The organism is Acidimicrobiia bacterium, from assembly GCA_040878325.1.
Taxonomy (GTDB): Bacteria; Actinomycetota; Acidimicrobiia; order Spongiisociales; family UBA11373; genus JAUYIV01.
The window spans coordinates 51,508-77,965 of the sequence record JBBDMM010000006.1; the positions used below are offsets into that span (position 1 = coordinate 51,508).

A 26,458-nucleotide genomic window follows, 5' to 3' on the forward strand; every position below is an offset into this window, starting at 1 on the left:
CGCGGAGCGTCAGGGAGCGGAGGAATCCGTTTCCCGGCTGGACCGATATCGAGCTGCGCCGGCCACGGCGTCGCGCAGGACGCCGTGGCCAAAGCGGTTCTCGGACGCCAAACCTGTGGTGATGGAGAGCCCGACCGCGGCGTAGACGGAGGCCCGATCGCTCCTCACCGTTGCCTGCGGGAAGGCCGCGATCATCTCTGCCAGGTCGAGAGTGGCCGCCAGCTCGGCGTCGGGGCTCACCACTCGATCCACCAGCCCGATCCGATGAGCTTCGGCCGCGTCGATCGGACGCCCGGTGAGAATCAGGTCGAGCGCCCGCGACAGGCCCACGACGAGAGGCAACCGCACGGTCCCGCCGTCCACCAGCGGAACGCCGAACCGCCGCTCGAAACACCCGAACACCGCGTCCTCACCAGCCACCCGCAGGTCGCACCAGAGTGCCAACTCGAGACCGCCGGCAACGCAATGCCCGGCGATCGACGCGATGGTCGGCTTGGTGACCTGGAGGCGCGACATCCCCAACCATCCACCTGGACCGTCGGCCAGGTCCATCGCCTTGAGGTCCGCGCCCGAGCAGAAGGTGCCGCCCGCCCCGGTGAGAATCCCCACGACCGCCTCGGCGTCGCTCTCGAAGCGCTGCCATGCACCCGCCAACTCGATCGCCGTCGCCCGGTCGACCGCATTGCGGGTCTTGGGGTTCGAGATCGTTATGACCGCAGCGTTGCCGATGTTTTCGTAGTGAACGGGCATGGCCGCGATGGTGGTTCATCGGCACCACGTGCGCAATTGCTCTGGGCCGGAGCCGGATCTGGGTGGGGCCGGAGGAGGAGCAGGAGCCGAATCTGGCTGGAGCCGGAGCTGGCTAGCGCTTGCTGGGGCTGGGGCGGTAGCCGGAGCTGTCTTCCAGCACGTTCAGGAGCCGATCGATGTCGGCCTCGTCGTTGTAGAGGTGTGGAGCCACCCGCATCGCGTTGGCCCGAAGGCTCACGAACACGCCATTCTCGGAGAGCCGCTGTCGCAGGCCCACCGGTTCTCCGGCAGGAAATCGGACACCGATGAGATGTGGAACCCGATCCGCCGCGGCGACCGGCTCGAGTCCCAGTCGGCGTGCCCCCTCCTCGACCCGAGCGGTCAATGGTGCCAACGCCGCGGACACTCGTTCGGGCCGCCACCCGGCGATCAACTCCAGAGCAGCCGACGCCATCGGAAGCAGCACAAAGTTGCTCCATTCACCGGCGTCATACCGACGGGCACCGTCGCGCAGCTCGTCGGTGTAGTCGACGAGTCGGTTGAAGTCGTCCGAGCCCTTCCGCCCCGTCCAGGTCGACTCGATGCCGCGCCCTCCACGATGCTGCTCCGCTACCCACATGTAGCCGAAGGCGTAAGGCCCCATCTGCCACTTGTAGCCCACGGTCACCAGAAAGTCGGGCCGGATCACCGAGACGTCGATCGGTAGGGCCCCGACGGATTGGGACATATCGAGGACGAGCGCGGCCCCCACCGAACGGGCTGCCGACCCAACGGCCTCGAGGTCGACCGCACTGCCATCGGTCCAATGGCAGGCCTGGGCGACCACCACCGCGGTGCGCTTGTCGATCGCGTCGAGAAATGCCGCTGTCCTCGAACCGCTCCGAGGAACCACGACGATCTCCCCGCCCTCGGCGGCCGTCTTCTCCCGCCACGGGTACACGTCGGAGGGGAACTCGTCCTCGACCATCACCACGGTGCGACCCGGGCCCACCGCGAGATTGCGAGCGGCGACGCCAACGCCGTACGAAGCCGACGGGACGAACGCCACCCCGTCGGCGTCGCCACCGATCAGCTCGGCGAACTGCTGCCTGAGGCGCTCACCCGGTTCAAAGAAGTCGACCGGGGTGACGTGCCAGGGGAACGCGGCCGACTCGAGGGCGCGTCGACCCGCCTCGCGCACCGGATGCGGCATCGGAGGAAAGTACGCGCAGTTGAGGTAGGTGACGTCCCCAGGGATGTCGAACAGGTGGCGTTGCGACGAGAGCGGTTCGTCCACCGGCCGGGAGCTACTTCTTACGCTTGTGACGATTGGCGCGCAAGCGCTTGCGGTACTTGTGCTTGCTCATCTTCTTGCGCCGCTTCTTGACCAGAGAACCCATGGAATCTTTCGTGTGAGTCGGCCGCGTAGGTTGGTAGGTAGAACCGCGATTCGCAATTCGGGAGGGGGCCTCGCTCCCGCTCGGCCCGCGATTGGCGATTGGCGATTGGCGATTGGCGATTAGCCAAAACGCGTGGTGGCAGGTCGCGCGCGTCTTGTCTTGCGGAAGGCGGATGGCGGACGGCGGACGGCCTTCCTGCTGGAGGCTGGAGGCGGGTGGCCGGCGCTAGCCTCTAGCGCCTATGTCTCGCCCCCTGATTGGCATCACTACCGGCTTGCGCAAAGTGCGCGCCAGTGTCGGCGTGGAGTTGGCCCATGTGCTCTGGCCGAATTACGTGGCCATGGTTCGCGCCGCCGGCGGGATCCCGGTGGCGCTGGTCCCCGGCGATCCGGCTGAGGCCGACGAGATCCTCGGCCGCCTCGACGGCTTGCTGTTCACCGGGGGCGGTGACGTCGACCCCGCCCTCTACGGCGGCAGCCTCCGGCCCCGGGTCTACGGAATCGACCCTGCCCGCGACGAGTTCGAGCTCGCCCTCGCCAAAGCAGCCGAGCTCGCGCACTTCCCGACACTGTGCGTGTGCCGGGGAATGCAGTTGATGAATGTGGCCCTTGGCGGAACCCTCATCGAGGATCTGGTCGACGAGGACCCGTCGCTGCTGGCCCATTGGGTGGATGGAGAGGGCCTCCCCCAAGACGCCGAGCACGAAGTGGCGGTGGACCCCGGATCAACCGTCGCGAAGGCGTTAGGCATCGACAACCTTGTCGTCAACTCGATCCACCATCAGGCGATCCGGACCTGTGCGCCCGGTCTCACTGTCAGCGGCACCGCCCCCGACGGCGTGATCGAAGCCATCGAGCCCGTGGATTCGGACTGGCCGATGTGGGCCGTGCAATGGCACCCGGAAGTCCTCGGCGAGTCGCACGATCCGTCCATCCGGCTCTTCAAGGCCCTCGTCGACGCCGCCCGATAGTCTCGGGTCCATGCCAGCAGACTTCAGCCTCACAGATCGCGTCATTGTCGTCACCGGTGCCAGTCGCGGAATCGGTGAAGCCATCGCCCGCGCTGCCGCCGCCGCCGGAGCCGCCGTCGTCCTCGCCTCCCGTAAACAAGACGCTCTCGACCAGGTGGCCGCATCGATCCGCCAGGACGGCGGAATGGCCCTGCCCATCGCAGCCCATGTCGGTCGGCCAGAAGAGGTGGCTGCCCTGTTCTCCCGGGCGACCGCCGAATTGGGGACCATCCACGGCTTGGTGAACAACGCCGCCACCAACGTCTACTTCGGCCCCATGCTCGGAATCGACGATGCTGCCTGGGACAAGATCTTCGAAGTGAACCTCAAGGGCTACTTCTACCCAACCCGGGAATTCGTCAGCGCCTCACCGGGCGGCGGATCGATCGTCAACATCGCCAGCGTCAACGCGCTGCGGGCGTCCCCGCTGCAGGGGGTCTACGCGATGACCAAGGCGGCGGTGGTCTCTATGACCCAGACGCTCGCCGCCGAGCTCGGCGGGGCCGGAGTGCGAGTCAATGCCATCGCCCCCGGCCTGGTGGAGACTCGCTTCGCGGCCACCCTCGTCGAGGACGAGGAACTCCGGGGGCGATTCGTCGACCGCGCCCCACTCGGGCGCCACGCCCAGCCCGATGAGATAGCCGGAGCCGCCATGTTCCTGCTGTCCGATGCCTCGTCCTACGTCACCGGCCAGGTGATCGTGGTCGACGGGGGGATGACGGCGACGTGAGCGCTCCCTCGCTCGCTGCCACCCGCCTCCCGCGAGAGAGGAAGGCGGTGCACAGAAGTCAGGTTCCCCGGACTCTCCTACTCGCACTCGTGGTCGCGCAACGGCCTGAGGAACAGGTTACGGGGACCGTCGATCAGTGAGCGAGGGCTCTCGCAGCGCAGAATCGTGACGCGCTTCGACCCGGCGAGGCGCCCGATCAGGGCTGCTTCCTCCTCGATCGCGGTCCACTTCTTCGGGGTGAACCGGGTGAAGGGCGCCACCCGGATCTCCAGTTTGTCGTCGTCAGAACCCAGGCTCCACACTCCTGCGACCGTCCCGCCGTCGAGTACCACCGAGGTGGCGTTGCCATCGCGGTCGTAGACGAACGGGCCGACCTCCTCGGCCAAGAACCGACTGCGGTCTTTCCAGGTGACCATCAGTGCGTCCCACACGGGCAACAGACGGAGGGGTGGAACCTTGCCACGGGTGGGTCCGTCGCCCTTGAAATTGCCGTCGCCCAGGTCCACCGCGTCGCAACCGTCGATCGCCTCCCGGGCCTGGCCCAGGGTCATCCCTGACCACCACGCCAGATCGTCGACCGTGGCCGGGCCATGAGAACGCAGGTAGAGCCGGGCCACCTCGATCCGCGCCTCGCCGGGATCGGGGGACCACACGTCCACGTCGGGCAGCCAGTCACTCCACAGGGTCACCGCGTTGCGGCCCGAACGCCATGACTTCGGCTCCCCCGTCCCCACCAGCCGGCATTCGGTGGACATCTGGTTGATCACGAAGTTGAGGCCCTTGGCGTCTTCCTCGGGCACGTCGAGGGCCGCCTTGATCTCGGGGACCGTGCGGTGCACCTCATCCGATAGGAGGTCTTCGATTCGCGACGCCCAGGTCTCGTAGTCATCGACGACGAGCACCCGATCGACGTAGTTGCTGAACGCCCGCTCGTTTCGCTCGCGTGTCGCCGGCACGACGATGGGAAGCAGATCCACCGGCATGAGGAACGCACTACCCCGCAGGGTCCGCAACCCCACCACCTTGCGCTTGGAGTACAGATCGTCGAGCTGCTTCTTCTTGAAGTTCGGTACTCGCGCCGCCAGTTCCAGGTACGAGACGGGGGGCGTGGCGTAACAGCCGATCGAGTCGTGGAGAACCTCGAGCACTGTGGCCTTGCGGCGATCGAGGTGCGTCGATGCCCAGGGAAGGGTGGTCGCAGTCATTTCCCCCGCGAGGCCATGATCTCACCCAGCTGGCCACGGTGCTCGGATTCGTGCTGCATCAGATGATGGAAAACCCACTCGGGTGTCACGGTGAAGTCGCCCGAGACCCGGATCGCATCGAGGTCGTCGTCGCTCAACGATTTCAGCTCCTCTCGCATCCGCTCGCGCACCCAGGCGAGTCGGGCGAGGTGTCTCTCTAGCGAGTCGCCCACGGCAGGGGTGAGCCGACCGTTCTCCTCGCGCACGTCATGGGGGAACCAGGCCTCGGCTTCCTCGGGGAAATCCTTCACCATCACCTCGGCGTAGAGCCAGTCGAGTTCGATTGCGGCCACGTGGTAGAGCAGCGATCCCGCAGTGTTCCCATTCCACTCGGTGGGTTGATCGACCGTCGCAGGGTCCAGGTCAGACACCAGCCGCAGCGTCCGCTCGCGGCATTCCTCGGTGAGGGCCAACAGGAAAGCCATCCGAGGTGAATAGCCATCTGGTCGTCGAATCGATTCGTGGGTCACGAGAGCACCGTCCCCTGGCGGTCGATTTCGAGGCGTAACACTTCGCCATCCTCGCCGACAGCGCCTCGCAGTGCCTGCTCGACCACCCGCGCCGACGAGTCCGTCGCCAGCGCCACCGCCGACGGTCCCGCGCCACTCCACGCTGCATGAAGCGCTCCGGCACCCCTCGCCGCCTCGATCAATTTCGCGGTGATCGGCGACAGTTCGCTCCGCGGCAGTTCATGAATCTCGTCCCCGGCTGCGGCCGCCAACGCCACCGGGTCGGCCGTCCGCAGGCCTTCGATGAGCGCCGCCACCCGGGCAGCGGTCCGCACCGCCACCGCACGAGGCACCGTGTCGTCGAGTGCGGCGCGGGCGGTGTGCGTCGACATCGCCTCGGCCGGAACGCCGACCATGATCCGAAGGGAAGGATGGACCCCCAGCCGGAGAATCTCCCCCGTGGCGGTAACAGCCACCAAGCCGCCGTAGGCGGCGGCGGCTGCATTGTCGGGGTGGCCCTCGGCCGCGGCGGCCGCACGAAACACCGAGCCGAGGTCATATGAGCCGGCCGCGGCGTCCACCGCGGCCCGAACTGCCACCCGCAGCGCGGCGCTCGAACCGAGACCCTTGCCGACCGGGATCTTCGAGCGGATGTAGATCGCGTGCGGCTGATCCCCCGCTACTCCCTGGACCAACCGGGCGGTCGACTCCGCCACCGGGCGGCCATCGCTGGTGACCGACCACGATGCTGCCGGCTCGGCCTCCACCTCCAGCCGGATCGACACCGCCAGGGCGAGCAGGTCGAACCCGGGTCCCAGGTTGGCGATCGACCCAGGTGCAGAAGCAGTAGACACGCGCCGAGATTCTAAGAGGCGGCTCGCTTCGCTCGCCGCCGCAATTCGCAATTCGCAATTCGCAATACGACAGAACGCGGCCCCTCGGGGCCTGCCTCTCGTCGGGGCGGGCGGGGGCTTCGCTTCGCTCGCCGTCGTCACCTGGCCCGAGGGAGCCGGGATTGCGCGCCGATCGCTTCCGAGAATTTCTGTCGTATCGCGTATCGCGTATTGCGTATCGCCCTCCGCATCGTCGCGCCCGAACCTCACAGAAATACCTAGCCTGGACCCCATATGGCCGCGATCCGCCTCGAGAGACTCAGCAAGTTCTACGGGAAGGCCCGGGGGGTGGTCGAGGTCGATCTCGAGGTGCAGACCGGGGAGGTGTTCGGGTTTCTCGGTCCCAATGGGGCCGGCAAGACGACGACAATCCGGGCGCTGCTCGACCTGATTCGCCCCACCTCGGGCAAGGCCACCGTGCTCGGCCTCGACTCGGTCGCCGACTCCCTCGAAATCCGCAAACGAGTCGGGTATCTGCCCGGCGAACTCGCCCTCTGGGAGTGGATGACCGCCCGCCAGGTGCTCGACCATCTTGCGAACCTTCGGGGCGGCGTCGACCAGGCGTACCGCGACCGGCTGACCGAACGCTTCCAGGTCGAGATCGACCGCAAGGTGAGTGACCTCTCTACCGGCAACAAGCAGAAGATCGGCCTCGTGCAGGCGTTCATGCACAAACCCGAACTGATCGTCCTCGACGAGCCCACCAGCGGCCTCGATCCTCTGATGCAACAGGTCACCTACGAGGTCATCGACGAGGCGCAGCGCGACGGCCGAACCGTCTTCCTCTCATCACACGTCCTCCCGGAAGTCGAACGGATCGCTCAGCGGGTTGCCATCATCCGCAAGGGCCGGGTCATTGAGGTTGCGACCGTCGACAGCCTGAAGGAGCGAGCGGTCCGTGTCGTCGAGCTCAGGTTCGGCTGGCCGGTACCCGACTCCGCCGCCCTGTCGGTCATCCCCGGGGTGACCGAAGCGAGCGTGAGCGGCTCCGTCGCCACCCTGCGTGTCGAAGGCTCGATGGATCCGCTGGTCAAGGCGCTCGCCGGCTACGAGACCCTGCTGATCCGCACCCACGACACGCCCCTCGACGAGATCTTTTTCCAGCTCTACCGCGACGGAGAAGACGATGAGGGCTGAGGTCTTTCGCCGGGTGGTCGTCGGGCGCCGCAAGTCCATCATCGGCTGGGCCCTCGGCTTTCTAGCGACCATGGCGTTCATCGTGCTGCTCTACCCGGCGGTCCGCGACCAACCCAGCTTCGGCGACCTGATCGAGGACTACCCGGAGTTCGTCCAGCAGATCCTCGGTCTCGGCGGGGGCCTCGAGTTGGGTTCACCGGAGGGGTACCTGAACAGCCAGCTGTTCGCCAACACCCTGCCCATCCTCTTCCTGATCTACCTCTTGGCCTTCGCGGTGCGCGAAACGGCAGGCGAGGAAGGTGACAAGACGATGAACCTTGCCCTCGCTCACCCAATCAAGCGCGAGCGCTTCATACTCGAGAAGTTCGCCGCGATGACGGTCACCGGGTTCGGACTCGCCATGGTGGCGGTAGCCGGACTCCTGATCACCGGGCCCCTGGTCGACATGGACCTCACCGTCGCCGGCTACTTCGGCGCCACCGTGTCCGTGTTCCTCATCGCCCTGGCATTCGCGACCCTGGCGTTGGCCGTGGGCGCCTGGACCGGGAAGAAGTCCCTGGCCTACGGGGTGACCTCCACCCTCGCCGTAGCCTTCTTCCTGTTGTGGGGACTCGCCCCGATCGTCGACGCCCTCGGATGGACCAACGCGATCAACCCCTTCTTCTGGGGCCTGGCCGGCACCCCGGTGGTCAGCGGCCTCCAGGTCGGCAACGCCCTGCTACTGGTCGGCGCCGTGGTAATGCTGGTAGCCGCGGCAATCGCCGGCTTCCGAAGGCGAGACATCGGGGTTTAGGGCCTCGCCTCGCTCGGCCCGCAATTGGCAATTCGCAATTCGTAGGACGCGTGGTGGGCCGTCAGCCGCGTCTTCTCTTGCGGGAGGCGGGAAGCGGGAGGCGGGAGGCGGATGGCTCCCTACCTTTCCAGCACCCTCACCTCGTCGCGGCGGACGGTGCCGCCGAGGCCGACCACGGGGCCGTCCCAGGAGACCTTGATGGTGGAGGGGTGGCCGATGGCGTCGCCCTGGCTGATGGTCAGCCGCCCCGAGGCTTCGCCTCGATGGTGCCTGATCGCGGCGAGGGCAGCAGCCGCACTTCCGGTGGCCGGGTCCTCGGCCACGCCGGTGCCGGGAGAGAAGAACCGGGCAGTGATCTCACCGCCCGCACCGGCGAAGACGTAACACATGCCCGCCCCTTGGGCCTCCAGTGCCTCCAGGTCCGGGGCGGCCGCGGCCACCGCCTCGGGTGAGCCAACGTCGACCACCAGATAGGGCAGTGGCATCTGCACCCACCAAGCGTGGACCGGATCTGGCAGACCGGCGGCTACCGCTACCGCCTCCGCCTCAGGGGTGGCGCGGATTTCGGTCGCCATCGGAGTGTCCACCCAGATCTCGTCGCCGTCCTTCCAGAACGGGATCTCTCCCACCTGGCAGGTCATCCGGTCGACCGTCCCCGGGCCGATCATCCCCAGCACCCAGGCTGCGCCGACCAGCGGGTGCCCCGCGAAGGGCAGCTCCCGGGTGGGGGTGAAGATCCGCACCGAGGGAATCCCCTCCTGTCGCCAGTCGATGAACACGGTCTCGGAGAAGCCGAGCTCAGCCGCGATCTCTTGCATCCCCGGCTCCGGCAGTCCCGTCACGTCGGGGATGACCCCGAGATGGTTCCCGCCGGCATCCCCCCGGGTGAACACTCGAAGCACGTAACAGTGGCGCATTGGCGCAACGGTAATTCAGTTGACAGCCCACAGCCGACAGCCCACGGCCAGAGATCCCGCTCCGGCACCGACCAACGAGGCTTCACCTCGAGCCTGGCAGTTTGGACCTGGAGACTGGAGACTGGAGACTGGGCCGGCCAGCGGCCAGCCTAAGGCGGCCGAAGGCCGCCCGGAGACTGGAGACTCGGCCGGTCAGCGGCCGGCCTAAAGGCGGCCGAAGGCCGCCCGGAGACTGGAGCCTGAATGGACATCTTCGACCTCGATTCTCTGCTGGCTCAGCTGATCCTCGGGCTCGGTGCCGCCCTGGTGTTCGGGAACGGGTTTGCGCTAGTTCAGGCAAAGCGGGGCGTGAAGCCAAAGGGGGCCGAAGGGAACCTACGTCGCGGGCGGGCGTGGTTCCTGCTCGCCGTCGGCCTGGTCATCGCGGTGTGGGGGGCGACGAGCCTGATTGCGGGTGGCAGCGACCCCGAGCCCACCACCACGTCGACCACAGCCGGGGCGTCCCGGGACGCTTGACTGCCCAGCTGGGGGCAGGAAACCGCTCCCCGCGGTGCGGTACCATCGCCAGCCTCGCGGGCGTAGTTCAATGGCAGAACACGAGCTTCCCAAGCTCGGAGTGAGGGTTCGATTCCCTTCGCCCGCTCAGTCGGCTGCCCTGCGGGCGGCCTCCCGCGATTGGCGATTGGCAAGAGGAGCCTCGCTTTGCTCAGCCCCATCGAGATCGATCCTGACGCTTTGCGTGGTGGCCAATCGCCAATTGCCAATTGCGAGTCCGGGGCCCTGAAGGGGCCCCGGACTCTCTCAATCAGGCTCCGGGGCCGGGGCCGAAGCGACGGCCACCGGGGCCCCGTCCGCGGAAGGGACGGCGCTCGCCGGGCTCGGGGAGCGGGCTGTTCACCGACTTGGTGATCCGTTCCTCGGCATTCTCGAGCAGCGCCGCCTTCTCGACCTCGGTGATCCGGCCGTTCTCGACCCCCAGGTCGAGGCGCTGCCCGGTCAACTCGACCAGGTGAGCGATCACTTCATCGGCAGACGATCCGTTGGCCTCGGCGATCTCGGCGATCGTGTCGTACTCACCGAGCGCCTCGCGCATCTCGGCACCGTCGAGTCCGAGGAAGTCAGCCACAGCCACCAGGCCCATGAAGGCCCGGACATGCCCCCGGCCCGGCTCCCGGAAGGAGCCGACCAAATGCTTGGCCACGGCTGCTGCCTGGGTGTCGTCAATGGTCCCGTCCTCGACGAGCGGGGCGAGTTGCTCCAGGATCCGGCTGTATGCCGGTGCGTCGGTCACGTCGGCGGTGTCGTCGTCGCTGGTCTGGGCGGCCAGGGCGATGCCTGACATCGCCAGGGCGGCGACCACCACCAGCGTGATCCCGATCTTGAGCGTGTGCTTCACGAGAGAACCTCCATTCGATTACTGAGGCCACTCTCCGGGAGCCTTGTTCGGGAATTGTGAAGCGGAGGTAGTAATTCGCAATGCGCAATAAGCAATGCGCGGCGCGCGAGAGTTCTCCGATCAGATCACGCTCGGACCGCATTGCCGCGGCGCGAGAAGGTTCTCCGATCCGATCGGGCTCACCGCGTTGCGCATTGCTCATCGCGCATTGCGAAGCCACCGAGCGACGCCTACACGCCCTCCCTAACCTGTCGCGCAATGATCCTCTCCGATGTCTCCATCCGGGCAGCGATCGAGTTGGGCCGCATCGAGGTCGACCCCTTCGACCCGGCGATGGTGCAGCCGTCCAGCATCGATGTTCGCGTCGACCGCTACTTCCGGGTGTTCCAGAACCACCGGTACCCCTACATCGACCCGAAGCAGTCCCAGCCCGACCTGACCAAGGAAGTGGAGACCGACATGGAGGTCCCCTTCGTGCTCCACCCTGGGGAGTTCGTGCTCGGTTCGACGCTGGAGGTGGTCCGCCTCGACAACGACATCGTGGCCCGGCTCGAAGGGAAGTCCAGCCTCGGACGGCTCGGGCTCCTTATCCACTCCACCGCCGGGTTCGTCGACCCCGGGTTCGAGGGGCACCTAACCCTCGAGCTCTCCAATGTCGCCACTCTTCCGATCGCCATCTACCCGGCGATGCGTATCGGCCAGCTGTCGTTCTACGAGCTGACCACACCGGCGGAGAACCCCTACGGCTCCCTGCGGGCGGGCTCGAAGTACCAGGGGCAACGCGGGCCGACCGCCAGCCGGATCCATGAGGACTTCGACACCTAGTGCACCCAATGGTCGACCGGGCCTGATGACGACGCCAGGTTCCGGAGCCACCGCCGATTCGTCCCGCCATCCCCTGCTCTTTGTGCACGGTGCCTGGCATGGGGAGTGGTGCTGGAAGCGACATTTCGTACCCTGGTTCGCCGAGCGCGGGTGGGCCTGCCACTCGCTCGACTTCCGCCACCATGGGGCAGCCGGGGGTCCCGGCAGTCTCCGGCGCAGCCGGATCAAGCACTATGTCGACGATCTCGCTTCCGCCGTCGACGGCTTCGACCGCTCACCGATACTCGTCGCCCACTCGATGGGAGGCCTGGTGGCGCAGCGACTGCTCGAGAGTCGACTGCTGCCCGGAGCGGTGCTGCTCGCCACCGTTCCGGTCGGCGGCGTGTGGCGGGCGACGGGCCGGACGATCCGGCGACACCCGCTCAAATTCCTCGAGGCAAACCTTCGGCTCGACCTCGGTCCGCTGGTCGACTCGACCCGCATGGCCCGATCGATGCTTTATGACCCCGACATCGCGCTCGCCGAGGTGGAACGACTTCAGCCGATGCTCCAGAGCGAGTCATATCTCGCCTACCTCGACATGCTGTTAGTCACCCGGCCCCGGCCGCCGCTGGTGCACACGCCCGTCGCCCTGATCGTCGGCGACCAGGATCGCCTCTTCTCCGTGCGCGCCACCGAGCGAACGGCGAGGGCGTACGGCACCGAGGCGACCGTGATACCCGGTGCGGGCCACGATCTGATGCTCGGCCCGAGGTGGGAGCAGGCGGCAGCCGCGGTGCTGTTCGCAGCCGAGGACTTCTGACGGCCTAACGGTTCGCCCGGGCGCGCTCCCAGATCCGCTCGAGTGCTTCGGCCGAGGCATCCCACCCGAAGTGCTCCTCGACGAACAGCCGCGCCCGCTCGGCCATCAGCCGCGCCTCGGCGGGATCATCGATGAGGGCAAGGGCCGCCGCAGCGATCGCCGTTGCGTCCTCGCCCACGAGCAGGTGGGTGCCGGGGACCGCCCCCACCGCCTCCGCCGCTCGCGGGGTGGTCACCACGGGGGTTCCGACCGCCATCGCCTCGAGCACCTTGTTCTGCATCCCGGTGCCGGCGCGCATCGGGACGATCGCCACCCCCGCCCGGGCGACGATCGCTCCGAGGTCTTCAGGGCCTGGAATCAGGGCCACCCCTGGAGCCTGAGCCAGCCGCTTGATCGCATTCGAGGGACGGGCGCCGGCGAGGACGAGACTGGCGGTGGGGATGGTGCGGCGGAGGACGGGCAGCACCTCGGTGGCGGCGATTCGGGCGGCGTCCACATTGGGGAAGTACCCGAGGTTCCCCGCAAACACCAGGGTGTACGGGTCGCGACCTTCAGCCCGGAACGAAAAGTGTTCTAGATCGACGCCGTTGGGGATGACCTCCACCCGGTCCCCCAGGGCGGTGGCGTCGGCTGCAGTGGCGGCGACCACCGACACCCCCCGGCGCATCAAGCCGCTCTCGTATAGGAAGACGCGCCGCGCCTCCCACCGGGCCGCCAGACCGCGGACGCCACGATCATGATCGGCACGGCGGTGGAGATTCACCGACATTGCATCGATCAGATCGACCACCACCGGGGGCCCTGCTTCCGGGAGCAGCGGAGCCGTCCTGATCAGCTGAGTATGGATGAGGTCGACTGAGCCGCCCAGCTGCTCGATCCGCCGCCGCGCTGCCCTCCCGGTGTACGGAAGCGACTGTGCGGGACGTCGGTCCAGCGGCGCCCGGCCCATCCGGGCGACGGCTCCCGAAGACGACATCGGCACCACCTCGAGCCTCACCCCCAGGCCTTCCACCTTCGCTCGATCGGCAGGCGACGGCACCCGGCCGACAAGGCAAACGGTTATGTCGTGGCGGGGTGCCAGCTGGCGCAATTGGTGATAGGCCCGCACCTGATCGCCCCGCCACGGCGGGTAGGGGAGCCGGCTGACCACGAAGAGAACACGCACATCCAGAGGTTACGGTCGGCGTCAGGCCAAACCGAGGGCGGGGATGACCTCGCGGCCGTAGGCATCGAGGGTGGCTTCCTTGGCGTCGTGCATCAGGTAGATGGCGAACTGGTCGACGCCTAGGTCGCGCAGCTCCTCCATCCGGGCGATGTGATGTTCGACCGGTCCGAGGATGCAGAAGCGGTCGACCACCTCGTCGGGGACGAAGTCGGTGTAGGGATTGCCCGCCTTGCCGTGGTGGTCGTAGTCGTACCCCTGACGCGCGGCGATGTAGTCGGACAGTGCCGCCGGGACCATCGTCGAATCGGACCCGTAGCGAGAGACCAGGTCGGCAACATGGTTCCCGACCATCCCCCCGAACCATCTGACTTGATCGCGCTGGTGGGCGATGTCGTCGCCGACATACGCCGGGGCGGCCACGCAGATCTTGACGGCCTCGGGATCGCGGCCGGCCTTCCGGGCGGCATCCTTGACGAACTTGGTCGTCCACTCCACCAGATAGGGATCGGCCAGCTGGAGGATGAATCCATCGCACTCCTCCCCGATCAGGGTGAGCGCCTTGGGCCCATAGCCGGCGCCCCACATGGGGAGGTGCCACCCCTCAGCCCACGGGATTCGCAGCGTCTTGTCGTTGTATTCGACCTCGCCACCGGCGACCAGCTCCTTGATCACCCGCATCGACTCCGACATCGTCTGCAGGGTGGTTGGCTTTTGGTTGATGTAGCGGAGGGCCGAGTCGCCCCGCCCCATCCCGCAGATCGTGCGCGGTCCGTACATCTCGTCGAGGGTGGCGAACAGCGAGGCGATCACCGTCCAATCGCGGGTACCCGGATTGGTCACCATCGGGCCGACGACGATTTCGGGGTTCTCGGCCAGCATCCGGCTGAAGATGACGAAGGGCTCCTGCCATAGGACATGGGAGTCGAACGCCCAGGCGTGGGTGAACCCACGATCGGCGGCGTACCTCGTCAGTTCGAGGACGCGGGAAGCCGGCGGATTGGTCTGCAGGACGACTCCGAAGTCCATGGGTCAACCACTCCTAGGTGGAGAACGAACCTATAGGTCTAGCAAAGAACAGAAGAGCGAAGGGCGAAAGGCGAAACCCGGTCAGAGCCTTGTAGCGGGCAGCGGGCCTAAGTCGCTGCCTCGCGCGCCCTTACCGTTTCGCCTAGATCGGTGATGGGGCGGGTGGTGGCGTGGCCCCGGTCGACGATCGGGTCGAGGCCGGCGTTCACCTGTTCGGCCCGTTCTGCCTCGACCACCCAGAAAAACGTGTGCGAAGCGGCGTCGACCCATGATCCGACCACTCGGGCCCCGGCGGACTCCATGGCGGCGTCGACGCTCCCGAATGTGGCCGCAAGCGTGGCCGGGTCGCGGTACAGGCACCGCTCCGGAGCGTGGGTGTGGGTGATGTGAAACAGCACAGAAAGGAGGCTACCCGCTACCCGCCACCCGCTTCCGGCATGAGGCGCGGTCGCTACCGGCAAGCGATCGGGTGACTAGTCCCTCTGTGCATCACTAGATGACCCCTCCCTGGAAGATCCTCCGCCTCGAGGCGCCGGTGGCTCGGTCGATCAATCGGGACACGAATCAAAGGGGACAACACGATGAACAGCAACGGAATCAAGATCCTCGCTGCCGTGCTGGCCGTCGCCGGTGCCTCGTTCGTGACCGTACGGGCGACGGCCGCGGCGTTCTCGGACCAGACCGACAGCGCAGCCAACCAATTCGCCGCAGGCACCGTCCAGCTCAGCGACAACGATGCCGGGTCCGCCCTCTTCGACGGATCCTCTCTCTTCGTCCCCGGGGACTCAGTGGTGGGATGCATCGAGGTGACCTACTCGGGCTCGGTGGATGCCGGGGTCCGACTCTTCGGAGCCACCACCGGCGGCGACGGCCTCGAGGCCTATCTCGATGTGACGATTGAGCGAGGCACCGGTGACTGCACCACCTTCGGCACAGCGACCGAGGTCTGGGGCGCGACGGATGGCGATCTCGCCGAATTCCTCGCCGCAGCCTTCTCATACGCATCCGGCGTCGACAGCTGGGCACCGGTCGGCGGGGGAGCCGACGACACGGTCCCCTACCGGATCACGGTTACCCAGCAAGACGACAATGCCGCTCAGGGTCTGTCGTCCATGGTCAGCTTCACCTGGGAAGCCCAGAGCAGCTGATAAGCATCGGGAGGGGACCCGGCCCCCCCCGGGGCCCCGGGTCTCTCACCTCGGTCCGACCATGAGCAACCCGTCGATCGCGACACCGCGCCTCGATGCGACCGCCGGGCCGCTCGACCATCTGGCGTACGCCCGCAGCACACCGAGCTCCGCCGATCCGTTCGCCCGTGACGGAGTTCGGGTCGTTGCTGTGGGCAGGAGAGACTCCACCGCCAAACCACCCGACGACGGTCAGACCCTCGCGATGAAGGTGCGCCGATCACGGGCCCCCTGGCTGTTTTACCTCGGGATGCTGGTGGCGGCATCATTCGTCTACTTCGTGCTCGCCACCGCGTTCGTTTCCCGCGCCATCCCGCTGCTGGCAGGGTGGGACACCTCTGCGATCATCAGCGGGTCGATGGCCCCCTCGCTGCTGCCCGGCGACATCGTGGCGTTCAAGCGCTACGACGGCTCCCCCCTCCATCCCGGCACGATCATCTCGTTCGACGACCCCTCCCGGCCCGGAACGCTCACGGCACATCGGATCGTTTCCGCCGCGCCGGACGGCTCCTTCATCACCAAGGGCGATGCCAACGCCGCGCCGGATTCCAGCCCGGTCCGCGCCGAGATGGTTCGCGGGGTGGCCCGACTCGTAGCGCCCAATGGAGCCTTGCCGTTGTATTGGTGGAGGACCCACCAACTGAGCCCCCTGCTCGGGTTCGCCACCACCACGCTCGCCGCAATCTTCGTACTCAATCTGCGAGACCCGGCAGAACGGCGTCTGCTGCGCCGGCCCGGTCGTCAGGCCCGGTCGCGCCTGGCCCGGGCGGTCATCGTGGTCCCGACGGTCGGTGTGGTGGCCACCCTGGCACTCGTTGGAGTGACGCTCGCATCGTTCGGCGACCTGGCGGACAACTCCACCAACGCGTTCGCCGCGGCCTCTTCGTTCGGCCCCGAGCCGCCCTCGAGCCTCATGGCCACGCCCATGTGTGCGCCGGACACGATCATCTTCTTGGCGTCGGCGAGCAACGGAGGCGACGCGGCGTCGGTGTCACTCGGCCGGCCAACCGGAGTGGCGGTGGGCGACGTCCTCATCGCTGCGTTCCTGACCCGGAACGTGACCACGGTCAATCAGGCGCCAGCTGGTTGGTCGCTCCTCACGACCATCGGTTCGATGCGGGTGTACCACCGGATTGCTGGCGAATCGGAGCCGATTACGTACACGTGGACGCTGGGGTCGCAACAGCGCTGGGCTGGGGGAATCGCCGCGTACCGAGGCGCCGCCGCCAACCCGATCGACGCAGTTGCCGCCTCGTCGTCTAGCGGCACGCCGTCACTACTGGCCCCCTCGGTGACGACCTCGGTCGATCAAACGATGCTCATCGCCCTCTTCGGCAGCCACCACCGCGGGGCGATCACCGAACCCAACGGGATGACGGAGCGGTGGGACCTTTCAGACGGGGGCCAGGGCGGGCCTACCCAGGGAGTTCGTTCCGAGGCCGCCGACGAGGCGTTCGGATCGGCGGGCGCCACCGGTGGCCGGATCGCCACCGCCGGGGGCGCAGTACTCGGGTATGGCGTCCTCGTGGCGATCGCACCTGATTCGTTGGTCGCCGCGGTCGTGCTCGACTGGCTGCCCACGCCCACGGGGACGGCGGATGGGTACGCCCTCGAGCGCTGGGTCGGCGGATTCTTCGACGCAGGATGGACGGTGAACGGTGCCACCGCGACCAGCTTCTCGGACGAGACGGCGGTCGAAGGCCTGGCCTACACCTACCGGATCCGCACCATCGAGGGCACCGAGGAGTCGGCGCCGATCGAGATCGCCATCGTCCCTTCGTGCGGTGACTGACCGCCTACTTGTCGCTTGCCGCAAGCACCCCGGTGAGGGCGTCCCACAGGGCAACGCTCATCTCGGCGCATGCCGCCACCGCGGCGTCGGCGGATGTTCCGTCGAGCGTATCGACGATCTCGTCGGCCTCGTGGTAGTCGGCGGCGTGGACCCGGAAGTACTCGGCCGCGTCCTCTGCTTCAACGAAGCCGTAGTGCTCGACGAGACCCTTTAGCTTCTCCTCCGAGGTGCTCGGCTGCTGCGCCTCGAATGCGTAAAGGGCGCCCCAGGCGTTGGCTGGATCGGCGAACAAGCGGCGGGCCGTGTCGAGCAGGGCCGCCACCTCCGGAAGCCGGGGCTCGCCGATCTCGGTTCCGAGCCGGCCGGCGAACACTCCCCACATCCCGGCGTGGGTGACTTCCTCGGCGGCGTGTTCGTGGTTACCCACGGTCGACCACCCCTGCGGCACCGCGGCGATGAACGCGCCGTACTCGGCCGCATAGGTCGCCAGCGCCGTGACCGGAAGCGTCCCCTCGCGCCAAGCCACATAGAACGGATGCTCGAGCAACCGATGCTCCCCGATCGCCTCTTCCAGTCGTCCCCTGATCTCCATGCCCCCTCCTCTTCCTCCGTATTGCGTATCGCGCATCGCGCATCGCGGGCCGCCGCAGGCGGCCCCTCACTTCATCTGCGGAAAACCGAGATTCACCCCGCGGTGTTCCGGATCGGGCCACCGGGAGGTGATCACCTTCATGCGGGTATAGAAGTTGACACCCTCCATCCCGTACATCCGGGCATCCCCGAAGAGTGAATTCTTCCACCCGCCGAACGAGTGGTAGGCCATCGGCACCGGGATCGGGACATTGATCCCCACCATCCCCACCGGCACCTCGTTCTGGAACTTGCGGGCGGCGCCCCCGTCGTTGGTGAAGATGGCGACACCGTTGGCGTACGGGTTGTCGCCGATCAGCCGCATCGCCTCGTCGTACGTGTCCACCCGAACGGTCGAGAGCACCGGGCCGAAGATCTCGTCCCGATAGATGGCCATATTCGGGGTGACGTCGTCGAAGAGGGTGGGCCCGACGAAGAAGCCTTCCTGCTCTCCGATGAGGTTGCGGCCGTCGGCAATCAGGGTGGCCCCCTCGGCGACGCCCTGGTCGATGTATCCGACCACCCGGTCGCGGTGCTGAGCGGTGACCAACGGTCCCATCTCGGCGCCCTCCTCGAGCCCGGACCCGACCTTGATCTTCTCCAGCCGCTCCACCACCTTGGGCATGAGCGCGTCGGCGGCGCCGCCCACCGTCACGAGCACCGAAATCGCCATGCACCGCTCCCCGGCCGACCCGTAGGCCGCCGACACCGCGGCATCGGCTGCCAGATCCATGTCGGCATCGGGGAGGACCACCATGTGGTTCTTGGCCCCGCCGAGAGCCGCCACCCGCTTGCCGGCGGCGGTGCCGGTCTCGTAGACGTAGCGGGCGATCGGGGTCGAGCCGACGAACGAGACGGCGCCGATGTCGGGATGCTCCAGGATCCGGTCGACGGCGACCTTGTCCCCATGGACCACATTGAGGACGCCTTCGGGCAGCCCGGCCTTGGCGAAGAGTTCGGCTGCGAAGTTCGCAGCAGAAGGATCCTTCTCCGAGGGCTTGAGGATGAAGGTGTTCCCGCAGGCGATGGCGATCGGGTACATCCACATCGGGACCATGGCCGGGAAATTGAACGGCGTGATACCGGCCACCACTCCCACCGGCTGGCGGATCGAATAGGTGTCGACCGCGGTGGACACGTTCTCGTTGAACTCACCCTTGATCAGTTGCGGGATCCCACAGGCGAACTCGACCACTTCCAGACCCCGCTGCACCTCACCCGACGCGTCAGAGAAGACCTTGCCGTGCTCGGATACGAGCAGCTTGGCGATGTCGTCTTTGTGACGCATCACCAGATCGCGGAACTCGAAGAGAATGGCGGTGCGCCGGGAGAGGGAGACGTCCTTCCACAGATTCCACGCCTGCTTGGCGGATGCCACCGCCCGGTCCACTTGCTCGACCGTCGCCAGGGCCACCTGCGCCTGCACCAGACCGGTGGCCGGGTCGTACACGTCGCCCCACCGTTCGACCTTGCCGTCGAACTCCTTGTTGTCGATCCAGTGGGTGATCTGCCGCATCGGGGGCCTCCAGAAGGATGAGGGTACCGGAGGCGGCGCGGTCAGGCTGTTGCGGAGGCTCCGTCGGTTGCGAGGGCGAAGGCGACGGCCTCGTCGGGGGTCATAGCCCGCCCGGCGCGGTAGGCCTCCGCCAGGTCACCGGTGAACGCTTCCAGCGTCTCCTTCTCCACGCCCTCGATGCGGGCGGAGTCGATGGATACGAGGTCGACACCGCTCCGCTCCCCCAGCGCCCACGCCGCCCCACCCAGCCGAGCCCCCCGGAGCTCGTCGCCCTCGAGAACCGACAGCGCGGCAAACGCCAACAAGAAGAAGACCGCCGCCGAGATCTCGCCGGTGCCGTAGAGGATCTCGATACCCCGGGTGAAGTGGAGTCGCGACTCGGCGTAGTCGCCGAGGCGCCGGTAAATCTCACCCAACTCGAACCGGCCCCAACCCTCTCCAAAGACGTTGCCTACCGCCCGGTACAAGTCGATGCACTTCTCCAGGTGGGGGACACCGTCCCTCGGGTCATTCGAGCCGATGAGTGCCATGTTGCCCTTACCCCAATGGACATCGGCGAGACCCCCTTCGTCGCCCAGCCTGGTGTAGATCGCCATGGCCTCCTCGAGGAACTCATCCCCGCGATCGAAGTCCTGGCGGAAGAACGCCTCCATCAGCCCGGCGTTGTACAGCGCATTGGCGATCTCCCGGTCGTCACCCATCTCCCGCTGCAGTCGCAGCGCCTCGTCGTAGGCGGCGGTGCACGCGTCGCGGTCGCCTTGCCACCAGGTGATCCCCCCCAGGGCCTCGATCGCCTTGGCGCGTCGCCGCGGGTCGCCCCCCGCCATCGCCAATGCCTCGTCGACTCGTCGCCGCGCCTCGTAGAGGTGCCCCCGGATCTGCCAGTAGCGCCACATCGACCAGGCGAAACGCAGCGCACTATCGGCGTCGCCCGCCGCCACGCAACGGGCCATCGCCGCGCGGAGGTTGTCGTGGTCGGCGTCGAGCGCCTCGGCCCAAGTCTTCCGGTCGCGCCGGGTGAGCTCCGGGGCAGCGGTCTCGATCAGGTCGAGATATCCGAAAGTGTGTCGCCGGCCGATCTCCTCTGCCTCGCCGGACTCAGCGAGGCGCTCGGTGGCGTACTCCCGGATCACCTGGAGCATTCGAAACCTCCCTCTGGCCCGGTCCGCCACAAGAAGACTGCTGTCCACCAGAGTCGATAGGCCGTCGAACAACTCGAGTCCGAGGTCAGGTGCACACACCTTCTCGATCTCCTCCAGCCGGGCGCCGCCCACGCACACGGACAAGCGGGCGAACAGCCGACGGCATGGGTCGGAGAGGGCTTCTTCGCTCCAGGCGATGGCATTCCACATCGTCTGATGCCGTTCAGGAGCATCGCGAGGCCCTCCGGTCAGCGACCGGGCGTCGAGCCGTTCGACCAGCGCCTCCACCGAGAGCAGTTTCAGCTTCGAAACGACGAGTTCGATCGCCAGCGGCAGGCCGTCGAGACGACGCACCAACTCCACCACCGCGCCGGCGTTTCCGGCCGTGAGGGCGAACCCGGGCTGTACTGCCTGAGCCCTCTCCACGAACAGATGCACCGATTCGTTCTTCATCAGCGCGTCCACGTCCGAGTCGGGCGACGCCACTTCGAGTGGGGCAATGGCGAGCTCCTGTTCCCCCCGAACGCGCAGTGGGATGCGCGACGAAACCAGGAATCGTGAGTGGGTCGACGCCGCCGACAGGTCGCCGATCAGCCCCGCACCCTCAACGAGCTGCTCGAAGTTGTCCAGCACCAGCAGCATTTCCTTGTCCGACATGAATCGGACGAGTTGATCCCGTGGGGGAACCGCGGCGGAGGCAGGGGCCACGCCGAGGGTCGACAGGATGGTGGGGGCAATCAGGTCTGGGTCGGTCACGGGCGCCAGAGGCACGAAGAAGACCCCGTCCTTGAAACGGTCGGCGGCCTCGGCGGCCACCTGAATGGAGAGCCTGGTCTTGCCCGTTCCACCCGGGCCGAGCAAGGTGAGGATGCGGCTCGACTCGAGCGTCCCGAGGGCGGCCGCCACATCGTCCTCTCGCCCAACGAAGCTGGTGATCTGCACCGGCAGGTTGTTGGGGATCGCCTCAAGGGTGCGGGGCGGGGGAAACTCGTCGGAAACGCCGGGGATCACCAGTTGGAAAAGTGCCTCGCGCTCCAGGAGATCCTTGAGGCGATGCTTGCCGAGGTCTCGCAGGCTGGTGTCCTTTGGCAGCAGCCGCTCGCTCAGCGCCGCCGAGGTCTCCGAGAGGATCACCTGTCCGCCGTGTGCCGCCGCGGCGATCCGGGCCGCCCGATGCACGTCGAGCCCGACATAATCCGACCCCCCCAGGGCACCGATACCGGTGTGGACCCCGATGCGGATACGGACGGTGCAGCCGCCGGGCCACTCGTGATCCTGAATCGCCCGCTGCGACTCGGCCGCGACCGCGACAGCATCCGCCGCCGACGCGAACACCACGAAGAACGAGTCCCCCTCGGTACGCACCTCCACTCCCCCAGCGCGATGGACTGCCGTCCGTACCAGCCGGTCGTGGTCGGCGAGGAGTTCGGGCCAGACCTCACCGAGTTCTTGAACAAGCCTGGTGGACCCCTCCATGTCGGAGAAGAAGAAGGTGACGGTTCCGGTGGGCAGGTCGGCGCGTGTCATCTTTCGGCCCTAGGCTCCCAGAATTCCGGGCCAGGAGCGACCGAAACTACCGGATCGGTCGGCAAGGTGTGCCGTCAATCCGCGGCATTCAACCGCAGGGGCGATCGCGGGGGTCGCAGCACCCCGGCGTACCATCACTCCGATGGCGAGCACCCCCGAGCTACATCGCTGCGACGATTGCGGTCTCCACTACGAGGACAAGGGGCTGGCTGCGGCCTGTTACACGCACTGCACCACCCACCACGCGTGCAGTATCGAGATCACCGCCCAATCGGTCGAACGCCGAAGCAGGGCCAACCCCGACCTCCCACTCCGATAGCCTCGACCGCGATGCGCACGCTCTATCGCGACGCCGCGTTCGCCGACGGCCGGTCACCCACCCTGGTACACGGTCAATCGGTGCTGGTGGTCGATCACCGCATCGAGTTCCTCGGCCCCGACGGCGAAGCCCCCCACGCCCCGAACGCCAAAATCATCGACGCCGGCGGATCGACGATCGTGCCCGGAATGATCGACGCCCACAGTCACATCACCTTGCCCGGAGGCTCGCACTGGATCGAGCGGATCGGCGACGACACCGAACGCCTCCTGGACACCGCCGAGCACAACGGCGGCCTGATGGTGCGGTCGGGCACTCGCTGGGCCCGAGACGTCGGGTCACCTCGCCGCATCCATGACCACCGGGAGCGAGCCCTCGCATTGGCAGTCCGCGATTCCTGGCACGGGCGGCGGGATCGGCCGTACATCAGGGCTGCGGGCACCTGGATCACCAAGGAGGGCGCCCTTCCCCCGGGCGTCTCCGTCGAGGCGGCCGATGCCGACGCCCTGGTGGCCGCGGTCGAGCGCGAACTCGACGACGGTGCCGACCACGTGAAGCTGTATCTCGACGGCCCCGACCTCGACACTCCTCCGTGGACCGCCCACGAGGTGGGGCGGGCGGTCGCCGCGGCCGCGGATCGGGGAGCCACCGCCACCGCCCACGCCACCCAACTGTCCGGAGCGAGAGCCGGGGTCGAGGGCGGGGTGGCGTGCATCGAGCACGGCACCCGGCTCGATGCCGATCTCGTCAGCCTGATGGCCGCCAAGGGCGCCTTTGTGGTGCCCACACTCACCGTCCTCGCCTCGTGGCAGACCTTCGGCGCGACCACCCGGATCGAACGGTTCACCGCGGAAGAGTCGGTCGGCCGGATCGCCGAGCGGAAAGAGGCCGCCTTCGAGAGCGTACGCCTCGCCCGCCAGGCCGGGGTTCGCATCGCCGCAGGCACCGATTTCGGCGGGGGTTCGGCGCGTGCCAACCAGATGCCGTGGGAGGTGGCTCAGCTGGTCGAAGCCGGTCTCGAGCCCTGGGAGGCATTGGCGGCCGCGACCTGGGTGGGCGGTGAGCTGCTGGGCGAGCCTGACGCCGGTGTCGTCAGGCAGGACGGCCCGGCCGACTTCTTCCTGGTCCATGGAAACCCGTTGGACGACCCTGCTGCCCTGTGGCGGGTGTGGCGAGTCGCCTGAGGCGAACGGTCACGCCACCGGCATCTGGATCTCGGTGACGAAATCCGCATCACGCGATGCCAGGTAGGCCTCGGGCAGCGCCAACTCGGGCTCCGCCCCGAAGCGGAGGTAGATCATTCGCATCGGTCCCTCGACTTCGGCGCCCGATGTCGTGACCCACCGCTGGAGTCCGTCGACCACCGGTTGCATCTCCTCGTAACGACCGTGGTGGATCGCGGAAGCGAAGCGGCCTCCGGGCAGCCGACGGGTCGCCACCCTGCCCGAAGTCACGGTCCCGGTGACCGGAACGAACACCTCGACCGACCCATCCCCCAACGCCAGCGACCCTGGCGGCCAGCCTGCCCGCAGGATGATGAACCTTCCCCTAACGGTAAGGTGGAGGTCAAGCCCCCTGCCTCTTACACGGGAGGCCGACGCGTCTGCTGGCGCTTCTGCGCGAGAAGAGCCGCCTGCAACCGGGTTCGAACCTGGAGTTTCTGGAGGACGTTCGTCATGTAATGCTTGACGGTCTTCTCGGCGATGAACAGACGCTCACCGATCTCTCGATTTGTCAGGCCTTCGGCGAGCAGCTCGAGTATTTCCTGTTCGCGGGTCGTCAGCTGGTCCATCGGATCGTCGGCATCGTGGTGAGTCATGTCGTAGAGCATGGCCCCGGCGAGTGCTGGCGATACGTAGGCGTCCCCACCCGCCACGATCCGGACGGCGTACACCAAGCCAAGGGCCGACGCACCTTTCAGCACATATCCCCGGGCCCCGCTCGCCAGCGCATTCATGAGATCGGCAGGGTCCTCGGAGACCGTGAGCACGAGGATCTGGATGGCGGGACAGGCTCGAGCGATCTCCCTGATCGCCACGAGCCCACCCCCGCCAGGCATCCCGAGGTCGATTACGACGAGATCCGGGAGCTCCGCGACCGCCAGCCGAAGCGCCTCTTCACCGGTTCCGGCTTCTCCAATGACGGTGAGGTCCGGTTCGGCGGAGAGGACTTGGACAACACCCTGGCGGAACAGCGGATGGTCGTCGGCGACGAGGACCCGGATCGAGTCAGGCATCCGTCGGGCCCTCCGCCGGAATCGGGAGGTGCACCGTGATCCGGGTTCCGGCTCCACTGCCACTGTCGACCTCGAACGTTCCCCCGAGCATTTCGATCCGCTCCCGCATCCCGGCGAGGCCGAGGGACCCCTGCTCGATCGCGGTGGTCACGTCGAAGCCGGGACCCGCGTCGGTCACCGTAATTGCGATCGATCCGGTGAGGCCCTCAAGACGCACCGTCGCCGACGCCCCCCCGGCATGCCGGTAACTGTTTGCCAGAGCCTCATGGAGGACCCGGTAGAGCGTGATCTTGATGGACCCCGGCGCGTCGTCCGGAAGCTCACGACATTCGAGGTTCGGGGTCACACCGGTGAGGCGGCCGAAGTCCTCGACCACCCTCCGTGCGATCTCCTCGGTCGACAGGTCGTCGATCGCAGGGAGCCGCAATCCGCGGGCGATGCCCCGAAGGTCGGTCAGTGCTGAATCAAGGGCGATTCGAACCGCACCGAGTTCCTCGTGACGATTGCTCGAGCCTGCAGCGTCACCCTCGGTCGTGACCGACTCCATCCGAAGAAGAGCCAGGGCGATGTCCTGAGCTGGTCCGTCATGGAGGTCCGCCGAAATGCGATGGAGGTACCGCTCGTTGAGGGCCGTGGTCCTTTCGGCAGCTCGGCGAGTGCGCTCGTGGAGGCGCCGGTTCTCGTCGAGGGTCTCGCTGAGTTCTGTGACGTTGCGCTGTAGTTTTGATCGCTGCGCGGTGATCGTGCTACTCGCCCTCCGGACGATGCCGGCGAGCATGAGATACATCACGATCGTCGCGATGCCGACGATCGCCCAGCTCGTGGACTGCGCACTGCGAATGTCGCGCAGCAACTCGTCGGGCAGCTGGTAGAACTCAGCCACCGCCACCACCCGCCCGCTGCCTTCGACCCGAACGGGGGCGTACGTTTCGATCAGCCGATCCCACCTACCCCGCTCGTACTCGTTCTCGGGATCGGCCAGATCGGTCAAGTGCGACACAACTTCACCGTCGGCCGCACGGGCGAGGCCGTCGGACAGCTCGAAGCGTTGTCCAATCAATTCCGGAGCGACGCTGTAGGCGATCGTTCCGTCGAGGAGCCACACCTTGAACGAGACGATCTGCCTGCCCAGCGGTGTCCCGCTGAGCAGGCGATCCAACGCAGTACGCATGTCGGCCGTCACCTCGCCCACCCGATCGAGGTCCTGCAGCACCGGCGAAACGAAACTGTCCACATAGAGCGCGGTGACGCCGGCGGTACGACCGATGACGGCCCGCTTGACCTCGGCCTGGATCCAGATGCCGATCGTCAGCATGCCGGCCACGAGAATGACGAGGCTGAAAACGAAGAATTGGCGGGCGAAGCTCAGCTCGCTCATCCGGGCCGGCCGCGCCTTCGACAAGGCAACCTGAGGATCCTCGGCGAACGGGCGAGCAAGGCTCAATGGAATGGCCGTGACTCCCGGCCAACGAAGGCGAACTGTGGCATTGGGGCGCCTCCCGGCATCGACGGTCATCCTATCGGTAGGGCCGGTCGAACGGCTCGGACCTTGGTCTGATTCCTCTACGCCCTCGGTACCGTCGCGTCGCGACCC

At 67.2% G+C, this 26,458-nt stretch carries 28 protein-coding genes and 1 tRNA gene; 12 read left to right on the forward strand and 17 right to left on the reverse strand.

Going from position 1 to position 26,458, the window contains the following annotated elements; all coding sequences use genetic code 11:
- Positions 1 to 9: 9 nt before the first annotated feature.
- From WD184_02855 to WD184_02865, 3 genes are all read right to left on the reverse strand, one after another.
- The gene (locus WD184_02855) at positions 10 to 750 is read right to left on the reverse strand and encodes a crotonase/enoyl-CoA hydratase family protein (protein ID MEX0825686.1); all 741 of its coding nucleotides are present in this window, start codon (positions 748 to 750) and stop codon (positions 10 to 12) included.
- A gap of 112 nt (positions 751 to 862) precedes the next feature.
- Entirely contained in the window at positions 863 to 2,026 is a 1,164-nt protein-coding gene (locus tag WD184_02860; protein ID MEX0825687.1) for an aminotransferase class V-fold PLP-dependent enzyme, read from the reverse strand.
- Between the two features lie 10 nt (positions 2,027 to 2,036).
- Positions 2,037 to 2,129, reverse strand: coding sequence for an aurora kinase A-interacting protein (locus WD184_02865; GenBank protein MEX0825688.1), 93 nt, complete (start codon positions 2,127 to 2,129; stop codon positions 2,037 to 2,039).
- Positions 2,130 to 2,370: 241 nt separating this feature from the next.
- Between WD184_02865 and WD184_02870 the strand changes: the two genes are divergently transcribed.
- Entirely contained in the window at positions 2,371 to 3,099 is a 729-nt protein-coding gene (locus WD184_02870) for a gamma-glutamyl-gamma-aminobutyrate hydrolase family protein (GenBank protein ID MEX0825689.1), read from the forward strand.
- A 10-nt stretch (positions 3,100 to 3,109) separates the two neighbouring features.
- Positions 3,110 to 3,868 carry a glucose 1-dehydrogenase gene (locus tag WD184_02875; protein MEX0825690.1) on the forward strand — a complete coding sequence of 253 codons (759 nt, stop codon included), beginning with the start codon at positions 3,110 to 3,112 and terminating at the stop codon, positions 3,866 to 3,868.
- A gap of 77 nt (positions 3,869 to 3,945) precedes the next feature.
- Here the strand turns inward: WD184_02875 and WD184_02880 are convergent, their stop codons facing one another.
- Genes WD184_02880 through WD184_02890 form a run of 3 tightly spaced genes read right to left on the reverse strand, consistent with a single transcriptional unit; the run spans position 3,946 to position 6,415 of the window.
- Positions 3,946 to 5,073, reverse strand: coding sequence for a winged helix DNA-binding domain-containing protein (locus WD184_02880; GenBank protein MEX0825691.1), 1,128 nt, complete (start codon positions 5,071 to 5,073; stop codon positions 3,946 to 3,948).
- Positions 5,070 to 5,537, reverse strand: a complete 468-nt coding sequence (locus WD184_02885; GenBank protein MEX0825692.1) for a DinB family protein — start codon at positions 5,535 to 5,537, stop codon at positions 5,070 to 5,072. Before WD184_02885 ends, WD184_02880 begins: the two co-directional genes overlap by 4 nt.
- A gap of 41 nt (positions 5,538 to 5,578) precedes the next feature.
- On the reverse strand, positions 5,579 to 6,415 hold the full coding sequence (locus WD184_02890; protein MEX0825693.1) for a homoserine kinase: 837 nt from the start codon (positions 6,413 to 6,415) through the stop codon (positions 5,579 to 5,581).
- A 273-nt stretch (positions 6,416 to 6,688) separates the two neighbouring features.
- Here WD184_02890 and WD184_02895 point away from each other — a divergent pair, with 273 nt between their 5' ends.
- Positions 6,689 to 7,591, forward strand: coding sequence for an ABC transporter ATP-binding protein (locus tag WD184_02895; protein ID MEX0825694.1), 903 nt, complete (start codon positions 6,689 to 6,691; stop codon positions 7,589 to 7,591).
- The gene (locus tag WD184_02900) at positions 7,581 to 8,384 is read left to right on the forward strand and encodes an ABC transporter permease subunit (protein MEX0825695.1); all 804 of its coding nucleotides are present in this window, start codon (positions 7,581 to 7,583) and stop codon (positions 8,382 to 8,384) included. Before WD184_02895 ends, WD184_02900 begins: the two co-directional genes overlap by 11 nt.
- 119 nt (positions 8,385 to 8,503) lie before the next feature.
- Here WD184_02900 and WD184_02905 read toward each other — a convergent pair whose 3' ends face one another.
- A complete protein-coding gene (locus WD184_02905; protein ID MEX0825696.1) occupies positions 8,504 to 9,301 on the reverse strand; it encodes a PhzF family phenazine biosynthesis protein in 798 nt (265 codons plus the stop codon).
- Positions 9,302 to 9,544: 243 nt separating this feature from the next.
- Here WD184_02905 and WD184_02910 point away from each other — a divergent pair, with 243 nt between their 5' ends.
- Both WD184_02910 and WD184_02915 read left to right on the forward strand, forming a co-directional pair.
- Positions 9,545 to 9,817 carry a hypothetical protein gene (locus WD184_02910; protein MEX0825697.1) on the forward strand — a complete coding sequence of 91 codons (273 nt, stop codon included), beginning with the start codon at positions 9,545 to 9,547 and terminating at the stop codon, positions 9,815 to 9,817.
- Positions 9,818 to 9,873: 56 nt separating this feature from the next.
- Positions 9,874 to 9,944: transfer RNA gene (locus WD184_02915), tRNA-Gly, on the forward strand.
- Positions 9,945 to 10,106: 162 nt separating this feature from the next.
- On the opposite strand, the gene WD184_02920 is transcribed toward WD184_02915, so the two are convergent.
- Entirely contained in the window at positions 10,107 to 10,697 is a 591-nt protein-coding gene (locus WD184_02920) for a hypothetical protein (GenBank protein MEX0825698.1), read from the reverse strand.
- A gap of 258 nt (positions 10,698 to 10,955) precedes the next feature.
- On the opposite strand from WD184_02920, the gene dcd reads away from it, so the two are divergent.
- Positions 10,956 to 11,522, forward strand: a complete 567-nt coding sequence (gene dcd, locus WD184_02925; protein ID MEX0825699.1) for a dCTP deaminase — start codon at positions 10,956 to 10,958, stop codon at positions 11,520 to 11,522.
- A 25-nt stretch (positions 11,523 to 11,547) separates the two neighbouring features.
- On the forward strand, positions 11,548 to 12,324 hold the full coding sequence (locus tag WD184_02930) for an alpha/beta fold hydrolase (protein MEX0825700.1): 777 nt from the start codon (positions 11,548 to 11,550) through the stop codon (positions 12,322 to 12,324).
- Positions 12,325 to 12,328: 4 nt separating this feature from the next.
- Here the strand turns inward: WD184_02930 and WD184_02935 are convergent, their stop codons facing one another.
- From WD184_02935 to WD184_02945, 3 genes are all read right to left on the reverse strand, one after another.
- On the reverse strand, positions 12,329 to 13,489 hold the full coding sequence (locus tag WD184_02935) for a glycosyltransferase (GenBank protein ID MEX0825701.1): 1,161 nt from the start codon (positions 13,487 to 13,489) through the stop codon (positions 12,329 to 12,331).
- A gap of 21 nt (positions 13,490 to 13,510) precedes the next feature.
- On the reverse strand, positions 13,511 to 14,515 hold the full coding sequence (locus tag WD184_02940; protein ID MEX0825702.1) for a TIGR03842 family LLM class F420-dependent oxidoreductase: 1,005 nt from the start codon (positions 14,513 to 14,515) through the stop codon (positions 13,511 to 13,513).
- A gap of 107 nt (positions 14,516 to 14,622) precedes the next feature.
- Positions 14,623 to 14,913: a DUF3303 family protein gene (locus WD184_02945; protein MEX0825703.1), complete on the reverse strand. Its 291-nt coding sequence runs from the start codon at positions 14,911 to 14,913 to the stop codon at positions 14,623 to 14,625.
- Between the two features lie 183 nt (positions 14,914 to 15,096).
- Between WD184_02945 and WD184_02950 the strand changes: the two genes are divergently transcribed.
- Both WD184_02950 and WD184_02955 read left to right on the forward strand, forming a co-directional pair.
- Entirely contained in the window at positions 15,097 to 15,663 is a 567-nt protein-coding gene (locus WD184_02950) for a hypothetical protein (protein ID MEX0825704.1), read from the forward strand.
- Positions 15,664 to 15,724: 61 nt separating this feature from the next.
- A complete protein-coding gene (locus WD184_02955) occupies positions 15,725 to 17,494 on the forward strand; it encodes a signal peptidase I (protein MEX0825705.1) in 1,770 nt (589 codons plus the stop codon).
- Positions 17,495 to 17,498: 4 nt separating this feature from the next.
- On the opposite strand, the gene WD184_02960 is transcribed toward WD184_02955, so the two are convergent.
- The 3 genes from WD184_02960 to WD184_02970 all read right to left on the reverse strand — a co-directional run bounded on the left by WD184_02960 (position 17,499) and on the right by WD184_02970 (position 22,309).
- Positions 17,499 to 18,086, reverse strand: a complete 588-nt coding sequence (locus tag WD184_02960) for a hypothetical protein (GenBank protein ID MEX0825706.1) — start codon at positions 18,084 to 18,086, stop codon at positions 17,499 to 17,501.
- 66 nt (positions 18,087 to 18,152) lie between these two features.
- Positions 18,153 to 19,640: a CoA-acylating methylmalonate-semialdehyde dehydrogenase gene (locus WD184_02965; protein MEX0825707.1), complete on the reverse strand. Its 1,488-nt coding sequence runs from the start codon at positions 19,638 to 19,640 to the stop codon at positions 18,153 to 18,155.
- Between the two features lie 41 nt (positions 19,641 to 19,681).
- A complete protein-coding gene (locus WD184_02970) occupies positions 19,682 to 22,309 on the reverse strand; it encodes an adenylate/guanylate cyclase domain-containing protein (protein MEX0825708.1) in 2,628 nt (875 codons plus the stop codon).
- A 142-nt stretch (positions 22,310 to 22,451) separates the two neighbouring features.
- On the opposite strand from WD184_02970, the gene WD184_02975 reads away from it, so the two are divergent.
- Positions 22,452 to 22,628 carry a hypothetical protein gene (locus tag WD184_02975; protein MEX0825709.1) on the forward strand — a complete coding sequence of 59 codons (177 nt, stop codon included), beginning with the start codon at positions 22,452 to 22,454 and terminating at the stop codon, positions 22,626 to 22,628.
- Positions 22,629 to 22,639: 11 nt separating this feature from the next.
- Positions 22,640 to 23,812: an amidohydrolase family protein gene (locus tag WD184_02980; GenBank protein ID MEX0825710.1), complete on the forward strand. Its 1,173-nt coding sequence runs from the start codon at positions 22,640 to 22,642 to the stop codon at positions 23,810 to 23,812.
- Positions 23,813 to 23,821: 9 nt separating this feature from the next.
- On the opposite strand, the gene WD184_02985 is transcribed toward WD184_02980, so the two are convergent.
- The 3 genes from WD184_02985 to WD184_02995 form a co-directional block, all read right to left on the reverse strand.
- Positions 23,822 to 24,106, reverse strand: a complete 285-nt coding sequence (locus tag WD184_02985; GenBank protein MEX0825711.1) for a GyrI-like domain-containing protein — start codon at positions 24,104 to 24,106, stop codon at positions 23,822 to 23,824.
- 104 nt (positions 24,107 to 24,210) lie between these two features.
- Complete coding sequence (locus tag WD184_02990; GenBank protein ID MEX0825712.1) at positions 24,211 to 24,864, reverse strand: response regulator transcription factor; 654 nt, start codon at positions 24,862 to 24,864, stop codon at positions 24,211 to 24,213.
- On the reverse strand, positions 24,857 to 26,242 hold the full coding sequence (locus tag WD184_02995; protein ID MEX0825713.1) for a sensor histidine kinase: 1,386 nt from the start codon (positions 26,240 to 26,242) through the stop codon (positions 24,857 to 24,859). The genes WD184_02990 and WD184_02995 overlap by 8 nt, the downstream gene beginning before the upstream one ends.
- Positions 26,243 to 26,458: the final 216 nt, after the last annotated feature.

Bases quoted from the DNA above. Each gene is read 5' to 3' on its own strand.
- WD184_02855 (MEX0825686.1), bottom strand. From the start codon at position 750: ATGCCCGTTCACTACGAAAACATCGGCAACGCTGCGGTCATAACGATC.
- WD184_02865 (MEX0825688.1), bottom strand. From the start codon at position 2,129: ATGGGTTCTCTGGTCAAGAAGCGGCGCAAGAAGATGAGCAAGCACAAG.
- WD184_02870 (MEX0825689.1), top strand. From the start codon at position 2,371: ATGTCTCGCCCCCTGATTGGCATCACTACCGGCTTGCGCAAAGTGCGC.
- WD184_02875 (MEX0825690.1), top strand. From the start codon at position 3,110: ATGCCAGCAGACTTCAGCCTCACAGATCGCGTCATTGTCGTCACCGGT.
- WD184_02880 (MEX0825691.1), bottom strand. From the start codon at position 5,073: ATGACTGCGACCACCCTTCCCTGGGCATCGACGCACCTCGATCGCCGC.
- WD184_02885 (MEX0825692.1), bottom strand. From the start codon at position 5,537: ATGGCTTTCCTGTTGGCCCTCACCGAGGAATGCCGCGAGCGGACGCTG.
- WD184_02895 (MEX0825694.1), top strand. From the start codon at position 6,689: ATGGCCGCGATCCGCCTCGAGAGACTCAGCAAGTTCTACGGGAAGGCC.
- WD184_02900 (MEX0825695.1), top strand. From the start codon at position 7,581: ATGAGGGCTGAGGTCTTTCGCCGGGTGGTCGTCGGGCGCCGCAAGTCC.
- WD184_02905 (MEX0825696.1), bottom strand. From the start codon at position 9,301: ATGCGCCACTGTTACGTGCTTCGAGTGTTCACCCGGGGGGATGCCGGC.
- WD184_02910 (MEX0825697.1), top strand. From the start codon at position 9,545: ATGGACATCTTCGACCTCGATTCTCTGCTGGCTCAGCTGATCCTCGGG.
- dcd (MEX0825699.1), top strand. From the start codon at position 10,956: ATGATCCTCTCCGATGTCTCCATCCGGGCAGCGATCGAGTTGGGCCGC.
- WD184_02930 (MEX0825700.1), top strand. From the start codon at position 11,548: ATGACGACGCCAGGTTCCGGAGCCACCGCCGATTCGTCCCGCCATCCC.
- WD184_02940 (MEX0825702.1), bottom strand. From the start codon at position 14,515: ATGGACTTCGGAGTCGTCCTGCAGACCAATCCGCCGGCTTCCCGCGTC.
- WD184_02950 (MEX0825704.1), top strand. From the start codon at position 15,097: ATGAACAGCAACGGAATCAAGATCCTCGCTGCCGTGCTGGCCGTCGCC.
- WD184_02955 (MEX0825705.1), top strand. From the start codon at position 15,725: ATGAGCAACCCGTCGATCGCGACACCGCGCCTCGATGCGACCGCCGGG.
- WD184_02960 (MEX0825706.1), bottom strand. From the start codon at position 18,086: ATGGAGATCAGGGGACGACTGGAAGAGGCGATCGGGGAGCATCGGTTG.
- WD184_02965 (MEX0825707.1), bottom strand. From the start codon at position 19,640: ATGCGGCAGATCACCCACTGGATCGACAACAAGGAGTTCGACGGCAAG.
- WD184_02970 (MEX0825708.1), bottom strand. From the start codon at position 22,309: ATGACACGCGCCGACCTGCCCACCGGAACCGTCACCTTCTTCTTCTCC.
- WD184_02975 (MEX0825709.1), top strand. From the start codon at position 22,452: ATGGCGAGCACCCCCGAGCTACATCGCTGCGACGATTGCGGTCTCCAC.
- WD184_02980 (MEX0825710.1), top strand. From the start codon at position 22,640: ATGCGCACGCTCTATCGCGACGCCGCGTTCGCCGACGGCCGGTCACCC.
- WD184_02990 (MEX0825712.1), bottom strand. From the start codon at position 24,864: ATGCCTGACTCGATCCGGGTCCTCGTCGCCGACGACCATCCGCTGTTC.
- WD184_02995 (MEX0825713.1), bottom strand. From the start codon at position 26,242: ATGAGCGAGCTGAGCTTCGCCCGCCAATTCTTCGTTTTCAGCCTCGTC.